This window comes from Mucilaginibacter sp. JRF (genome assembly GCF_015223065.1).
In the GTDB taxonomy this organism is placed as follows: Bacteria; Bacteroidota; Bacteroidia; order Sphingobacteriales; family Sphingobacteriaceae; genus Mucilaginibacter.
The window spans coordinates 118,865-135,733 of the sequence record NZ_JADFBY010000006.1; the positions used below are offsets into that span (position 1 = coordinate 118,865).

Sequence of the window (16,869 nt, forward strand, 5' to 3'; positions counted from 1 at the left end):
ATAAGCCCCACAGCGCCTTACAATAGTAAATATTATTAGCTATCTATGGCATAACGTAGGCTTACCATCGGCTCAAACACACCAGTAATGAAAAATTTTTTCTCGTTCAGTAAAAATCAGGTAGTTGTATTGATCACCGTATTTTTTGTTATTGTATTAGGGAGTCTGTATTTTTTTATTTACATCCCCAATAACCAAAAACAGGTAGAGGAGCGCCATTTTAAATGCCTGCAAAACATCGAGAAAAATGTACAGGCCAAAATTGATAATTCATTAGCGCTGCTTAACAATATACTCATCACCCATAAAAAGAACCTGCCAGTTTTTGATACCACAAGGCTTAAGGAGTATATAGCTAATTACCCGCGCCAGCGTTTTGTGTTGTTGCCCGTGCAAAAGCTTGAACCACCTAAAGATGGTAAGCCGCTGCCCGATAGCATGAGCGTTATCACCTTCAATAAGTCGGTACTGTTTATTTACCTGCGCAAGGGTGGTTATCAGGCCGGTTTAAAATACTCGGTAAAGCAATTTGTTGAACCACTGCTCGAGCGTAATATTTTTGACGAGTATCTGGTACTAAAAAGCGGCAAGATCATTTACCAAAGCTTTCCGAGCGGGGTTACGGCCATAGCAAGCGATTCGTTAAAAACAGAAAAGAGCAGCTTTTTAAAAGGCCAGATAAAAACCACCCACATGAGTGGCCGCGACTACAAACTGTTTGCCCAGCAATTAAGCCTGAAAGATTCGGTGGTTACCGTAACCGGTTTATTGAGCAACAGCACCTATAATTTTGAGCGTACCAAACTGCCGCAAAATGTTGTGCTGTTGTTGTTAACCTTTGCTATGGGTGTGGTGCTTACTATGCCCTGGATAAAGCTATACCAAATGGGTAACCAGGATAGGTTGACCGTTATGGATGGTATATCATCATTCGCGGTATCAATGCTGTTAATGTCGTTGATATTTTTCGCGTTCTTTAAATACAATACCTTTTTTCTGCCCGAAAAAACGGAGGCCGCCAAGGTAAAAAGCAACTTGGCCGATAGCATAAGCAACAGATACACGGCCGAACTGAAAAATACTTACAACCTGCTCCGCAAACTCGATACCATACGGCGCGACCGAAAGCTGGGCTATGATCTGCGTAATTTGGGCGTAAAGGATTCAGCAAAAAACCTGGACAGTACTACCATACGTTTGCGCTATGGCAAAATCATCGATTCGGTTTTCAAAGTAGTTGAGATAAGTAAGGTATATTGGATACGTGCCAATGGGGTAGAGGTAAACAATTGGTCGGCTCAGGATGATAACTCGCCCCCGGCCAATTATACCGAGCGCAAGTACTTCAGGAATATAATCACCAATAAGACTTATTTGGTAGATAACGATCTGCGTAAGCCATACTATGTTGATCAGATAGTATCATGGACGAGTGGTAAATTTACCACCGTGTTATCCGTGCCATCCATTAACCGCGATGCGCCGGTGGCCGCTATTACTTTTAATCTTAAATGCCTCAATAAACCTATATTGCCCAAGGGGCTGAGTTACTGTATCATCAATAACGACGGGCGGGTATTATATCACTCAGATACTACAAAGAACCTGAACGAGAACTTTTTGGAGGAAGTATCGGTAAAGCAAAAACTCAGCGGACTGATCACCAGCCAGGGAAGCGATTTTTTTAAGGCCGATTATGCCGGCGATACCTATAACTTTTATGCCCAGCCTATTGATAACCTGCCGTATTATGTAGTGGTTTACGAGAGTACATCATTCAAAAACATGCGGGATATCAAGATATTCTCCTTCAGTTTTTACATGCTCATAGTGTTCTTCCTGATATTTGTTATTCAGCTGTTACTGATATACGTGCTGTGCCGCAAGCGCTCGTTTTTTGAGAAACAATACTTTGATATATCGTGGATACGGCCTGATATGCGGTATCACAGGCAATATAACCTGGCCATAGTGTTGAATGTGCTCAACATAGTGCTGCTTATTGTATTTTATAACATTGCCAACTTTTTGCAGTTCCTGTTCATGCTGTTGTTGTCGGCTACGGCGGTAACATTGTTTGTAAATATATTATACTCGAGGGCTTACAGGCGCATGGAGTCGCTCAAATACTCCGAGAAGATGAAGGGCAACGCCGCCCTGGTTATTATTATGCTGCTGATAAATTTTGTGGCCATAACCATACTACACGGCGATGTATGGCTGCTTATTGGCCATGAAGCTCTGCTTGTTGTTTTAACATGGCTGCTCATCAAAACCTCAAATACATATTTCAGCAAGCTGCGCGATCTGAAAAGTAAAATGTATGCTGATTTTTGGGACTTTAGTTGCAGCTACTCGTTCATGATATTTACCCGGCTTATCATTACAAGCGGTATACCGGTAGCGCTTTTTTATGCATCATCATACAATTACCAGGAAACCTTAATGTCAAGGTACCGCCACGCCTTTTTTATAAAGGAAGTGTTAAAGGCTACACCAACGCTTAACGATACCACGTACGCCAAATTAACCAATGTTTATGTTGATGGCGTTTGGATTAAGCCCCCCGTTTTTACAACCGATTCGCCAAAAAGATCTCGGCCATCCTACGCTGAAACACGGGCTGCCTTGCTGTTCAATAATATCAGTTATGATATATCGGGCAGGGTAGGTGTTGGCGAGTTTTATAACAACAACCCCGGCAACGCGCTAATATTTAGCGGATTGTTTGATAGCGGTACAGCCTGTACATCATATAAATTATCATCGGGCAGGTATCTTAAGTTATCATCGTTCCAGTTCAATTATAAGCTGCCGGGCATATTGCCTTTGGAGAATAACGGCATATTTTACTGGTTTCTGCTTTTAATAACACTGTTTGTGTTTTGGCGCATGCTGCACCTTATTATCCTTAAGCTATTCGCGATCAATTTGCCTAAGCTATCCGGCTGGCAGGAGATAGATAGGGTGATCATTACCGATTCAAAACTTAACTCGCTGCTATTCATTATCGGGTCGCCGGGCTCGGGCAAGCTCGAAAAAATAAAGCAGCTTATTGCCGATGAAAAGATCAAGGGTAAGGATGATAAATTAGCCGTGCTCAATACCGCCGACCCAACTAAAGACAATGTATTGGTTGTGGATATGATATTAATACCCGACGATGCCGAAGAACTCAAAAACAGTTGCGATTGGACGAACATCGCGAAGCAAGCCCTCGAGGGCGATTATGCGCTCATTATAGTTAATCACTTTGAGTACGATATACAAAGCGAACTGACCAACTCCGTAAAGCTTAACTTTTTAGAGAAGCTGTTGCAGCGTAACAAGAGCAAGATATTTATTACCTCGACGGTGCACCCGGTAAACTTCCTCGAATCATTGAACGAGCGTACCGTATTAACAGCCGATGGCCGCAAACCGGAGCATGATCTGGAACGCTGGCATGTGCTGTTGGGGCATTTCAAAATTATTATTGATATGCTTACCGCGAGCAAAATTAAAATAGCCGATGATCTGCAAACCTGGGAAAAGGTGCTGTTAAAGGAAACCAACCACACCCATTTTTTAAATAAGATGCAGCAACCGCTGGTAACCACATTGCGCAAGCTTGATGAGGATGACCCCGAATATCTCGATGGCGATTCGCTGGCGTTTAAGATGCAGGTAACATCGCAGTATTTTTATATGTATATATGGCAATCGCTCACTAAGGAGGAGAAGTTTTTACTGTACGATCTGGCTGAGGATAGTCTTGTAAACTCATTTGATGATTATAACCTTACCCTGCTCATCAGCAAAGGGTTGATCATTCGGCGCAATGGGGTGCTACATCTGTTCAACAAAGGCTTCCGCAACTTTATACTTACAGCTATAGGCACATCCGAGGCTATGCTGATACGCAAACAAATAACCGATAATGGCAACTGGAATAAGGTTAAAACCCCATTAACCATACTCATTGTGGCGGCACTGGCATTTCTGTTCGCGTCGCAGCAGGAGAGTTATTCAACCATTATAACCTATTTGGGCGTGTTAACGGCTGCGCTACCTGCCGTGCTTAAAATGATCAGCATGTTTGAAAGCAGCGGGCAAAAGGCATCGTAAAAGAGCTATACAATACTGAATGCCACGGCAAACTTCATCAACTCAACTAAGCCCTTTACATTGAGCTTGCTGATAATGTTTTTACGGTGATTATTTACCGTATGTAGCGAAATAAAAAGACTATCAGATATATAACGACTGTTATAGCCGCTCGCTATCAGGTAAATGATCTCCTTTTCGCGCTTGGTGAGTTGCAGGTATTTAAAATAGTTTTTCTCTACGTAATTGGTTTGCTCGCATATCGAGTTTATTTTTTTTGCAGCGTATGATATATTATCAACAGCCAAGGCAATGTTTATCAGTTTAATACTTTCGCCGGGTGCGGTGGGTTTAAGTAGCCTTACATTGCTCAGGTACCATTTGTAATCACTGTTGCTATCGGGGCGTACACGTTGAAAAAAAGAATATATACGTGTAGGATCATTAAGCTGCAAAAACTTTTTGATCTCCATCATAATCATATTTATTTCTTCGGCCGGGAAAAATATTTTATAATATTCGGGGCCTAAGTGGTTCAGTTCTTCTTTGCTGTGCTTTAATATCTCACAGCCATTATTGTTCATATACACATTGGTAAGGCTGTCCATATCCTGAACCATAACGCTACCGGGTATGGAGTTCCCAACATCCTCAATATTAATTTGGTTAGAGCTTATTTTGTTGTTAAAAGAAAATAGCGCGGCTTGGTTAGCAATCTCTATAGTTGAATAACCTGGTGTAACAATACTCATGGCGTACGGGTGTTAACAGATATAAGGGACGGTGCTGTGAAATAGTTTATAAGTATTTGTAAGTCAGATAATAAACTAAATTTATGTGTTATATATTAATAATATTAATAAGTTTTTAATAATGTCCCTTTAGCTGTGTAAAACAGTATTACAACGGCGTTTTTTGGCTTGTAAGTGTGTATTATATACAATCGGGCAACATTAAAATAAAATCAATATTTCATTAAAATTAAATATTGATTTTTGCGAAAATAAAAATCAAACCTATGAGAACCTTTAACATTGCAAAAACAGCAACTATTGTTGCCGTGTGTTTAATTTCAAGCCTCTACTCATGTAAGGGTAATGCTGACGAGATTGTTCAACCAACTTCGGTTACCGACGACGAAGAAATCACTGTTTTAAAAGCCACAACAGCCCCTGTGATCCGTGTAATAGCAGGTGGTAACGGCTACGGTTATCAGGACGGAAAAGCTAAGGACTCTAAACTTGGCGGTATTGAAGGCCTTTGGGTTAATAAAGATGGCTCGTTGTACCTGTGCGATTTTAGTAACGATGCTATACGTAAGGTAACAGGCGACTCTATTGTAAGTACAGTTGAGTTGCCGCCGGCAGCGCCAAATAGCGATTATTCGTTTAGTACTCCCAGGCGTATAGCTGTTTTAAATGACGGTACTTTTGTTGTAATTGGATATGACGCTATGTTCTATTTCAAATTGGGTGGCACAATAAGTTCAAACGGCATAGCTACATTGCATGAGTCTATCGATGGGTTAGATGCAGACCCTGATGGGAAAAAGGTTTGGCTCAGCATCAATTCTTCATTGTATTATCAAAATGCCGGACAGCAGGTTGCTACATTTGCTTATAATTATGCCGACTTGGGTTCAGGCTTTATTACAGCGCTTGCCACTTGCCCTAACGGCGTTAAATATGTTGCTTCAAATCAGGGCTTGTATAAATACACCAGTAAAGGAGTTGCTGCACGTATTTTATCAAACCTGCAAGCGGGTGGTGTAAGAAGCATGGCTGTTAGCAGAGATGGGTACAAGATCTATCTTAACGATAGTGGCACCCTTAAGGTAATTACAAACGACACACGTAAGCCAAAAACTATAACCAGCCTGGCTCAGATCGGCAATGCGCAAATAGCTTTATCCAACAACGAAAAGTATATATACTTTACAAGCTTTATTAATTATTCGGTAAGTAAGCTTACGTTGTAAGGTAGATCATATTGATGGGGTATGGTTGCTTATGCATCCATACCCCATTGTTGTAATAGCGCGTTGTTAAAAATCTTACGGGTATCGGCATCCAATAATTGCTGGCGGGCTTGTAGCCATTTATCAATGCTATCGCCGTACATATAATCTAAACGTTCCGGATTTAACTCGCCAACCTTGCCCCAATGGAAGGTAAAGGGAATATTCTCGGCCTCGAGCCGGGTCCAAACGCGTTCGTAAAAAAGATGGGTATCGTTGGAGAAAGCCGCGTCGAGCTCAAATACACAGGTTTGCGGGAATTTAATAAAGCCCAGCGTAGCCTTTGTCCCCTTAACAAACCTGAACGAGAACAAGCCCGCAAATGGATTACCATCTTTATTAATCTCTATCAATATATCAGCAACCCGGCTGGTTTCGGCAAGTGGGATGGCTATGGCCGCGCTTAACAATTTGCCGCGCAGGGTAGTGTTGCTGAATATTTCGGCCAGCGTACCTATTTGTTTGCTATGTATGTTTAGCGATGCCGCGAGTACCTTGTTCACCATCAGCGGTGTAATAATGGGTGCCATGCCCGATAGTAGGCCGATAAAGCTCGGCGCATCATCGCCCGGGCCAATACCTGCCGTATTGCTTACAGGTTTGCTGTAACTGGTAGTATATGGCCTTTTATACATGGTGGTAACATAAGCGCCGCCATCAATATCGTGCGGGTTTACCAGTACCGAAAAGTGGAATGGCCGCTCGGTGCCATTAGGCAAGCCGGTCGCCTGGCTAAAATCAAGCGTATCCATAATATGTTTCAGGCCATCATCATAAGGTATACGCTCCATGCTGCTTTCTAACAAAAACAGATCTTCGGTTTCAATCATCACCCCGTGGATGATGCCGAAGCTGCCAAAACTAACCAGCGCGGCGTTAAACAGATCATCATCGCTGATCAGCTCGGTTTGCAGGTTATCAATAAACTGTTGCGATGCTATGGGCGCGCTCGCTCTTTCCAGCCAAACGTGCTTGTTAGCGCCGCTTACAATGTGCAGGCCAACCACAAAATCGGGCACCGATCCAAAATCAAATGCCGAACCATGTGTGCAGGTACTCATGGCACCGGCAATGGTTTGTCCGTTACTGGCGCCCGATGTACGGAGCGACATACCCTTATTAAACAAAAACCTCTCCAGTTCCCAAATACAATTACCACTTTGCGCGAATAGCAACTTACGGGGTTCAATGGCACAAGCAGGCGATACACTTTGTGCCGATATGGTAAAAACGGTATTAAGCTGTTTGGTGTCCAGCATAACGCCGTTTTTAACAGTGGCTATCTTCGGCCACGACCAACCCGCACCCAATGCCCTTAGCGGCGTATTGTTAGCAATGGCATCGGCAATAAGTTGCTGTAGCCCTTTGGTGGCATCGTTGTATGAGTCCAGCGCATCGAGGGCACTTTCGTTGCCCGGGATATACATGTCGTTTATATCTTCAACAAACACCTCGTGCCTGTTTTCCCAACTTTTATTGGCTGTTTTAACTACTTTCATGATAGATATAGATTAAAGTCCACCAACTTTTTGACAAGGTTTACTGCATTTCCATTCCACTCTGCTCGGGCTCCATATACCCAATGTTATAACGGTGATAAATGAGTAGCCAAAGTTTGATTTTACTGTTACCTCGGCAACGCCATTAACGCCCAGCGAGTCGCATACCGGGGTGGTTATAACAGCGGGCTTTTTAATGGCTCCCCAAAAAAAGGAATGTACGTTGGCGTGCGATACCTCGGTGCCTGCCTGTGCCTTGGTTTCAACCCGGTAGGTGTAGCAACTGCTCAGCATAAGCGGGAAAGATAGTACCAATAGCAGGTGGCTAAAGGTTCGCTTAAATAGTAACGGCTTCTTTGTCATGATAGTAAGGTTAAGTATTTGATTAATAGGTTGTAATATAGGTGTAAATATAGTAACAGCTGCTGCTTTAAAGGCAGGGTGTTTTAACGGTAATTACTAATTATATAGCACATATAAAATGACTATTTATAGCTATTTTTTGTAAAAATACTTTTACTGAAATTGCTTGTACCTAAGCAGCACAATGCCGATGAACCGCATTTATTTTACCATGCTGATGAAGTTGTTATAAGCTGATGCCGGGAGGAGCAGTGTAGGTTGCTATCAATCTTATTATAACTAATTATACCTGTATATCTCCGGGCTCGGCGCCGGGAGTTTTTGATCTTTAAAAAACTATCTCATTAACATTTATACACTACAACCTACTGCCATGCAATATGCCATTAAATCAGGCGATTCGTTAAGTAAGATCGCAGCCAAGTTCAAAATACCCATAGCCGTACTTATAGCGGCCAATAAGCAAATTGTTGATCCTAACAAGTTGGTGGTAGGGCAGGTGATAGAGGTGCCCAACATGGCCGATGTTCCGCCCGATCCGCAGCTTGTGTTGCCTACCGAGGTATCAGCGTTATTAAGCCGCGCCCGTTCGGCAATTAACAAAGGCATTAGGTACAAGTTAGGTAGTGGCGGTATGAAACCCGCCGCAACGCTGCCCGATGGTGGTGGACTGTGCGATTGCAGTGGTTTTGTGTGCTGGGTGTTAGGTCTGTCGCGCCAAACCAATATCCCATTCTACAAAAAATATGGCGGCTGGATATTTACCGACTCGATGGTTGATGATGTTAACAGTAGTGCCGGTATTTTTGAACGGATAACCACGCCCGAGCCGGGTTGTATTGTAGTATACGGTGCGGGTAAGTTAATAGGCCACGTAGGTATAGTGTCCGAAGTTAGCAACGGGGTGATGAAAAAGGTGATCCATTGCAGCTCAGGTAACGATAGAAAGTTTAGTGATGCCATACAGGAAACACCACCTACGGTTTTTACTCGGCCGGATAGTTTATGGGGGAAATTTACGGGTTGATGGGAAACTATTGTTTAACTATAGCGTTTACAACTTGAGGGAGTAAATACTTAGGAACATCCTTCAACCCAAAACCTTTCTCAAATGTGTATTGATTGTTACTTTATAAAAGCTAAAAACCCGTTTTAATTGATTTAATAGCGGTTGCAGCACAAACTATGTGGCAAAATGGTAAATATAGCTTGGTAAAAAGTGTGAAACCTCAGTTTTAACTAATTTTTTGTCGTGATAATTAATTGTAAATTACTGAATATTAAGTGCATTCATCTTGTATGATCTTGGTTGTATGAATTAGCACAAATAGTTTAATGGTTAACTTTAGTGTATTGCAATGTATATAACTTTGATGATAGATGATAATCCGGTGGAGCACCTTATCATGCAAAAGATGTTTGATCATTACGAGGTTTTTCAGAACACCTCTCACTCCAGTAACGGTGCTGATATCATAGCCTGGATGAAAGAGAACTGTGAGGATGAAGATAACCTGCCCGATCTTATTTTTCTGGATCTGAATATGCCTTTTAGCGGCTGGCAGTTTTTAACAGAGCTGAGCGAGATCAAGGATGTATTATGCAAACAACCGGTAATTTATATACTAAGCTCATCTATCGATCGCGACGAGCAATCGCGCGCCCAAAAATATCCTTTCGTTAAGGGTTTCATGAGCAAGCCCGTATCTAAGCAACAGCTGTATGATATAGCTGAGCAGAACATCGCATCGTAAACAAATTCTTTTAAAGCGACTATTGTATCGCTATGGCCGCGCCATCCAGGTGCGTAGCTTGCCATTCCTTTTGCTCACCATTACTAATAATGCTGAAGCGTACAATGTGCGCGGTGATCGCTATGCCATCATTAATCAGGATAGGTAATGATACAATGGATTTGTTTATCCATTCATTATCATTTGCTAAATAATTTATTGCGTTTTTCGCCCTGTTAATAATGTGCTGTTTGCTGCGTTGCATTGTTTTTTTAAGTATATGTAGATACTGTTAAATATACTTAAAAAATAAATTCTCAATTTGTTACTAATCTGCATTTTAGCTATGTGGACTAAATATGTGTAAGTATTGTGAAATATTTATACATATTCAATTTGTAATGAGTAGTGCTTATGCTGTAATATTAATTATTGTGTGTAAGTATAACTTGTTTACTTTAATGAGAATTATATGGTATTTTGTGATTTTGACAGCACGTTTTTGAACAATTTATTTCTTTAAAGCAAAGTGTGCACATTTCACACTGCGTTATTGACAAATTCATAAAAATTTAATCAAGTATTTGATAAATAATTAATATTTATAGAAATATTTGACTATCTTTATTTTTGAGTGGGCTGATTATGTGAAACGATTAAACAAATTTGTTTGTAGTTATTGTAAATAAATAGTCAACAAAATGGTCAACAAAGGGAAAATAGTAGAGTACGTGGTCAGAAAGCGTGGGATCAACCTTTCAACGCTCGCGTCTGATCTCAGTGTCAACAGAAGGACAGTCTACAATTGGTTTCAATGCATGTCATTAAAAAGAGATATCATCTTCCGTATCGGGGTAGCCATACATCACGATTTTTCGGATGATTTTCCGGAGCTGTTTACCAAGGATGATTTCCTGGTAACCAATATTCGCACCTACGGAAAAACTACACCAACAAGTAATGACAACGATATTCCGTGGAAGGATAAATACATTGATCTGCTTGAGCGTTATAAAGACCTCATCATTTCATCAATGAATAGCCACAGCATAATAAATCAATAAGAGCTTGTATCTTATTGATTTATTAATTGCCTGTCCCATCACCTTAAAGTGTGCCTTCCTTTAAGTCATTATCCCCAAACCCAAGGGGATAGATAGTATCGTATTTCCCTGAATTTCCATCCGGGAATTTTTCTCCAGTTTTCAGATATAAAATTTCGTTGCTTCAATACCTCACCGTAAGGAAATGGTTTCTCATATTCCCCATCGTGTTTTTTTGTATGCGTGATTTGATATTGATAGCCTCAGTAGATCTTATAATTTGTAAAGTAATTAATATACTGATATGCAGATATTTATAAGATTATTTACATTGATGGGTACTTATTTGTTCAATATTTTAAACTTTGGGATAAATATTGCCTAATAGTAAATGTAGGTTGATCCTATTCCCTTATCCCCAATTAAAGGGAGCTATTGATTAAATGATTAAAAGGCGTCGATATTTAATATCGACGCCTTTTTTGTATGATAGCTGTTAAGCTAAAAAATCCGTCATTTAATGCATCTTAATTCAATCGCTAAATCTGTTTATCAATGTAAATCCATTATCCCATAATGGGAAAGGTATATGGGGCAGCAATACCTCAAGGTCAGGCTATAAATCAACATTTCTTTTAAGTGTAAATTATCTTTTTGATTAATCGTGAGTTTGATTTATGATTTTTAACTTATTAATTATCTGTTAATCAATGTTTTATTTTTTTTTATTGGGGATTGTATTTAAAGTAAAAAGTTTGGGCTAAATATTGCCTAATAGTAAATGTAGACACGCTCTACTCCCTTACCCTTAAGGATTGCTATTGATTTAAAAAATATCAAGGTGTTAATGTTCCTAAGCATTAACGCCTTTTTTGTTTTTATAGGATTTTTAAGGAATATGCTCTTTCTCAAAATTTAGTAGCTCTGTAGCCAATACTATCTCAACTAAATTATTTAGCATTTTGTCAAAAAGTAGTACATTTGAACTATGTACGCTATTGTGGATATTGAAACGACGGGAGGGCATGCCAATGCCAATGGCATTACAGAGATAGCTATTTGTATACACGATGGGGTGCAGGTGGTTAAACGCTACGATACCCTGATCAATCCGCAGCGCGAAATACCCATATACATACAGGCACTTACCGGTATTACTAACCAAATGGTTGAGGATGCACCGCTGTTTAAGGATGTAGCTCATGATATTTTCCAACTGTTGGAAGGTAAGATATTCGTAGCGCACAACGTAAATTTCGATTACTCATTCGTTAGGTTCCATTTGGCGCAAGCCGGGTACGACTTGCATTGTAATAAACTGTGCACCGTGCGGTTGGGGCGTAAAATAATGCCGGGCTTTCCATCGTATAGTTTGGGTAAGCTATGTTCGCAATTGGGTATAGTGAACAACAGCAGGCACCGTGCTGCTGGCGATGCCGAGGCTACGGCAATATTATTCACCATGCTGTTAGCTGCAGATGCGGATAAGCATATTACCAAGGCACTTAAACAAAACTCGAAGGAGCAGGTGTTGCCTGCCAACCTGCCTAAGCAATATATTGAGCAATTGCCCTTTACGCCCGGCGTTTATTATTTTCATGATAGCAAGGGCAAGGTAATTTACGTGGGCAAGGCCAAAAACCTAAAAAAACGTGTATGCAGCCATTTTACCGGCAACAACGCCGGGCGGCAGCGACAGGAGTTTATGAAGAATATTTACAACATCAGCTACCAGATATGTGGCACCGAGCTGATCGCTTTTGTGTTGGAGGCTGTGGAGATAAAACGCCTTTGGCCACAGTACAACCGCTCGCTTAAACGCTTTGAGCAAGGCTATGCACTGTACGATTATATTGACCAGCGCGGATACGTACGCCTGGCGGTTGATAAGCACCGCAAACACCAAATGCCATTGTATACCTGTAACTCTATGTTGGAGGGATATAGTTTGCTTAACCAACTCATAGATACTTTTGGCCTATGCCCTAAACTATGCTTTGTGCAAAAAAACAATGCCGAATGTAACAGCATACATAAAGATGCCTGTGCCTGCTGCGGTGGCATGACGGCTGATGATTATAATGATAGGGTTAACCAGGCCATTGAATCGTTAAACGCGGCATTGCCCACCTTTGCTATACGCGATGAAGGCCGCACTATTGACGAGCATAGTTGCATACTGATCGAAAAAGGTCGCTTTTATGGTATGGGCTATATATCCCACTATTTTAGGGCTGATGATATTCAGCAACTCAAAACCCACCTCACCCCATACCCGGGGAATGATTATATACGCAATATTGTATCGGGCTATGCTGCGCGCTTTCCGGAGCGGAAGCTGGTTTTTGCCGGTGCGTAGTTTGCGTTAGGGATAGAAGCGGATACCGGCCTGTGGCTAAGGCCTTGCAGGCGTATGAGCGGATAGCCCGGCCCGTAGGGAAACGCCCACATTATTGTATAAACAATACTGATGGGCATGCGTTATTCTATCAATAATTTACCTACAACGAAAAACATTATGGATAGTATTAACGCCAATCAGCCCGAAGATAATATTGAGAACCTGGAAGGCAACGAAGCCTGGAAAAAACTTAAGCAGTTAGCCGAAAAGGCCGATACCTGCTTTTTTTGCAGTAACATACGCACAGGTTTACCTTTCTCAACACGCCCTATGTCGCCGCAAAAAATTGACGATAATGGCGATATGTGGTTTTTAAGCGCTAACGACAGCCACAAAAACGTAGAAATAGCTGCCGATCCGTTTGTGCAATTGCTGTTTCAAAGCTCGGCATATTCAGGCTTTTTAAACGTTTACGGCATTGCCGAAATAGTAACCGACCGCAACAAGATAGACGAACTGTGGGACCCGATATTAAAGGTATGGTTTACCGAGGGTAAGAGTGATTCGCGTATCAGCATCATCAAGGTATCGCCAACGCAAGGCCATTATTGGGATAACAAGCATGGTAACGCCATTGCCTTTGTTAAACAAATTGCAGGCGCTATTATGGGTACTACAATTGACGATTCGATAGAAGGGGATCTGAAAGCATAATTAAACAACAAAGGCGCCTGTAAAATATACAGGCACCTTTATTATTGGATAATTTTAAATTACTTATATATGCAAAGTATCAGATAATAAATCTTGTATACTTGAAATATTCAAAGCTTTTTCAAGGAAACTGGTGTACTGGCTTTTCCATTTTATTAAACCGTAGTTTGATTCCTGGTAGCTTTTGTATGGCTCATCAAATAACTCATAAATACAGGCCACTTTAACATGTGGGTTTGCTTTGCATTTATTTGTAAAGTTTCTGATGAATTCCTTTTGATCTGCCTCGTTAGTTGAGCTTCCTGATTTGTATCTGAAATTATACTCAGTGAACCAGATTGGCTTGTCGGGGAATAACTGAGCCAATTTTACAGTAATGTCATCAATGTAATAAGGAGCTTTTACAACAGCCTTCTCCATATCCGAGTACCAGTTGTAGCCTACACGGTCAAACTTAACTCCATAGTCTTCGCACATTTGTAAAAAGCCCCAGTGTAACCAGCCTGCGCTGACGATGGTTTTAGCATCGCTATCTTTTGATTTGATGCCTTCATCCATACCTTTTAAAAAGGCTGCTGTGCGTTTAAATTTCTCAGCATCATAATGTGAAGCTTTCTCGCCGGATTTGCCTGGATAAAGCAAGTCCAGTTCCTCATCATTACCTAAATTGTAGTAGGTGAAATTCTTTCCATACTTGCCGGCAAAATTAGCACCCAGGGTTTTGCCCATACTGTAGTTTTCTGACTCGGATTTTTTGAAGTCCAAAGTCCTTAAATACACCATCGGGAAAAGGCTCACACCTTTAGCGCGGGCAGCAGCCATTAAGGTTTCGAGATGAGCGGAAGCTGATGCGGTACCATCAGATTTGGTTTGCACGTTGATGCGGTAGTAGGCCATGCCCCGTTCCTTAAGCATGTCAACTTGTTTACTCCATGGTGTTTGTAAATACGGAGCATCACCCATGTGGCCATTTACACCCAATTTAAGGTTTGATTTTACTGATGATACTTTTGAAGTAGACATCAAAACATCCTTAGCTTGAGACATTGCACCAAGTGTAGGTGATTCGGGTTGTACCAATGTTTCTTTCTTGCACGAGGATGCAATTGCAGATAGGGCGAAGAGAAGCGCATACGCCGTTGCGCGGGGGTAGTGTTTAAGCATGTCAATCAATTGTTAATAGTTATGCTAAGGACGTGAAAAAATGTGATTTTCTACAAACAAAACCGAAATTTGTTGCCACTTTCTCAATATTACTCGGAGTTTTTTATTTAACCTGTACGAAATACTCCTAATTATTGATAAATTTTAATTTTTGAACTTGGATCGTTTGGTGGGAAAGTGTGTAAATGTCTTATAAACAGTTAATAATAACAACTAATAGTTAATTTAAATTCAGCGAAAATAAGTTTCTGATGGGTTTTAAATATCTTTCAAAAAGCCTGTTGTTCTTAATTTTCACGCACATTTTCTCATTTTACCACATTATCAGCGCACACGGTCAAATGTGTGTGGGCTTTTGTTCCCTAAGTCGGATATTCGAACCAAAATACAATCATGACTTATGGAAAACGCTTACAGCACAAGTGTTAATACTAATGATACGGCCATGATCAATGAGGCTAAAACTGATAAACAGCAAATAAAGACCGGCATTATCTGGAATGCTATTCAGCTCATTGTAAATCAGTCGTTCACCTTTATTGTTAAACTTGTACTGTTAAAGCTTTTATTGCCATCGCAATTTGGTATTATAGGTATGGCCACCGTTTTTTCAGGGCTAATGCAGGTAATTAATGATTTGGGTATCAATGCAGCGCTGGTACAACGTAAGGACAAGGAGCTAACACGCGCCCATTTTGATACCGCCTTTTGGACGGGCATTATATGGTCGGCAACGCTATATATTATTGTAAGCTTCGCTGTTGGTCCGCTGGCGGCCTACTATTATCATGAGCCAATGTTGAACACCATAATACCGGTGATCAGTTTAGCTATCCTGATAAACCCTGTAAACCTGGTACACAAGGCGCAGCTAACCCGCGCCATGAATTTTAAACGCATAGCTCTTATTGATAATACAGCTAATATATTGGCCGGTATTACAGCTATCGGCCTGGCATTGGCTGGTTTTGGTATATGGGCATTGGTGTTTAATACAGTTGCCATTTATGCTATCGCGATGCCATTGTATTATAAGGCTACCGGCTGGTTGCCAAAACTTCAGTGGAATAAGCAGGCATTTAAGGATGTTTTTGGCTTTGGAGCCTACACAACAGGAGCAAACGTATTCACTTACTTTTATAATAATATTGATTACCTGCTGATCGGTCGTTTATTAGGAGCGACCTTATTAGGTACCTACACATTCGCCTTTGTTGTTACCGATACCTTCCGTAGTCGTATTATGGCGGTAGTAAATAACGTAATGTATCCAATCTACGGAAAAAAGCAGGATGATCCGGAGCTGCTAAAACGATATTATTTACGTGTAGTACAGATCAACTGTTTATTCGTATTCCCTATCATGCTTTTCTTCACCATTTTTGCCGACTCATTCATCCTGCAAATATTTGGTGAGAAGTGGCGCTCGGCCATTATGCCGTTAAGGTTCCTGTCAATTTCGGTAATGTTCCAAATTATGGTTAGCGGTAACACCGCCCTCATACGCGGCTTAGGCAAACCAGGCCTGGATATGAAACTGCAAATGATCAAGGCAGCCATATTTGTACCAACCCTGGCTTATGCAACCATTAAATTCGGCATTATTGGCGCGGCTGTAGCTATTGTGTTCAACAAGTTTTTATTAGTGGTTATAGCGCAGTATACTTTTAAGTATTTGCTAACCATCAAAATATCAACTATGGAACTGCTGCAATCATTAAAGCCGTGTTTAATTGCTTTAGTAGCCGCAACAGGGGTGGGCTTATTGTCAAACTACCTGCACATCACATTTTTTGTGGGTGCGCCACTGTTGTTTATAACATACTTCGCGCTTATATGGTTGTTTATCGGGAATGAATTAAAGCGCTTATTTTTAAAGAAAAACTAATCTAAAACAAAATACCCTCAC

The 16,869-nt window shown here is 40.9% G+C and carries 13 protein-coding genes; 8 read left to right on the top strand and 5 right to left on the bottom strand.

Features of this window, described 5'->3' with window-relative positions; all coding sequences use genetic code 11:
• Positions 1-87: 87 nt before the first annotated feature.
• Positions 88-4,107: a cache domain-containing protein gene (locus IM792_RS15420; RefSeq protein WP_194102791.1), complete on the top strand. Its 4,020-nt coding sequence runs from the start codon at positions 88-90 to the stop codon at positions 4,105-4,107.
• A 5-nt stretch (positions 4,108-4,112) separates the two neighbouring features.
• Here the strand turns inward: IM792_RS15420 and IM792_RS15425 are convergent, their stop codons facing one another.
• Positions 4,113-4,838 (bottom strand): helix-turn-helix transcriptional regulator, encoded by a 726-nt coding sequence (locus tag IM792_RS15425; protein WP_194102792.1) that lies wholly within the window; start codon positions 4,836-4,838, stop codon positions 4,113-4,115.
• Between the two features lie 266 nt (positions 4,839-5,104).
• On the opposite strand from IM792_RS15425, the gene IM792_RS15430 reads away from it, so the two are divergent.
• Positions 5,105-6,064 (top strand): hypothetical protein, encoded by a 960-nt coding sequence (locus tag IM792_RS15430; protein ID WP_194102793.1) that lies wholly within the window; start codon positions 5,105-5,107, stop codon positions 6,062-6,064.
• 29 nt (positions 6,065-6,093) lie between these two features.
• On the opposite strand, the gene IM792_RS15435 is transcribed toward IM792_RS15430, so the two are convergent.
• Positions 6,094-7,602 (bottom strand): FAD-binding protein, encoded by a 1,509-nt coding sequence (locus IM792_RS15435; RefSeq protein ID WP_194102794.1) that lies wholly within the window; start codon positions 7,600-7,602, stop codon positions 6,094-6,096.
• Between the two features lie 12 nt (positions 7,603-7,614).
• On the bottom strand, positions 7,615-7,965 hold the full coding sequence (locus IM792_RS15440; RefSeq protein WP_228085152.1) for a Bor family protein: 351 nt from the start codon (positions 7,963-7,965) through the stop codon (positions 7,615-7,617).
• Between the two features lie 373 nt (positions 7,966-8,338).
• Here IM792_RS15440 and IM792_RS15445 point away from each other — a divergent pair, with 373 nt between their 5' ends.
• Both IM792_RS15445 and IM792_RS15450 read left to right on the top strand, forming a co-directional pair.
• The gene (locus IM792_RS15445; protein WP_194102795.1) at positions 8,339-8,992 is read left to right on the top strand and encodes a LysM peptidoglycan-binding domain-containing protein; all 654 of its coding nucleotides are present in this window, start codon (positions 8,339-8,341) and stop codon (positions 8,990-8,992) included.
• Positions 8,993-9,323: 331 nt separating this feature from the next.
• Positions 9,324-9,719: a response regulator gene (locus tag IM792_RS15450; RefSeq protein WP_194102796.1), complete on the top strand. Its 396-nt coding sequence runs from the start codon at positions 9,324-9,326 to the stop codon at positions 9,717-9,719.
• A gap of 19 nt (positions 9,720-9,738) precedes the next feature.
• On the opposite strand, the gene IM792_RS15455 is transcribed toward IM792_RS15450, so the two are convergent.
• Positions 9,739-9,963: a hypothetical protein gene (locus IM792_RS15455; RefSeq protein ID WP_194102797.1), complete on the bottom strand. Its 225-nt coding sequence runs from the start codon at positions 9,961-9,963 to the stop codon at positions 9,739-9,741.
• Between the two features lie 553 nt (positions 9,964-10,516).
• On the opposite strand from IM792_RS15455, the gene IM792_RS15460 reads away from it, so the two are divergent.
• The 3 genes from IM792_RS15460 (at position 10,517) to IM792_RS15470 (ending at position 13,796) form a co-directional block, all read left to right on the top strand.
• Positions 10,517-10,762: a hypothetical protein gene (locus IM792_RS15460; RefSeq protein WP_194102798.1), complete on the top strand. Its 246-nt coding sequence runs from the start codon at positions 10,517-10,519 to the stop codon at positions 10,760-10,762.
• A 967-nt stretch (positions 10,763-11,729) separates the two neighbouring features.
• A complete protein-coding gene (locus tag IM792_RS15465) occupies positions 11,730-13,100 on the top strand; it encodes an exonuclease domain-containing protein (RefSeq protein ID WP_194102799.1) in 1,371 nt (456 codons plus the stop codon).
• Positions 13,101-13,259: 159 nt separating this feature from the next.
• Positions 13,260-13,796, top strand: coding sequence for a pyridoxamine 5'-phosphate oxidase family protein (locus IM792_RS15470; protein ID WP_194102800.1), 537 nt, complete (start codon positions 13,260-13,262; stop codon positions 13,794-13,796).
• Between the two features lie 63 nt (positions 13,797-13,859).
• Here IM792_RS15470 and IM792_RS15475 read toward each other — a convergent pair whose 3' ends face one another.
• Positions 13,860-14,843, bottom strand: coding sequence for a glycosyl hydrolase (locus tag IM792_RS15475; protein WP_194102801.1), 984 nt, complete (start codon positions 14,841-14,843; stop codon positions 13,860-13,862).
• A gap of 517 nt (positions 14,844-15,360) precedes the next feature.
• On the opposite strand from IM792_RS15475, the gene IM792_RS15480 reads away from it, so the two are divergent.
• Complete coding sequence (locus IM792_RS15480; RefSeq protein ID WP_228085154.1) at positions 15,361-16,848, top strand: lipopolysaccharide biosynthesis protein; 1,488 nt, start codon at positions 15,361-15,363, stop codon at positions 16,846-16,848.
• Positions 16,849-16,869 lie beyond the last annotated feature (21 nt).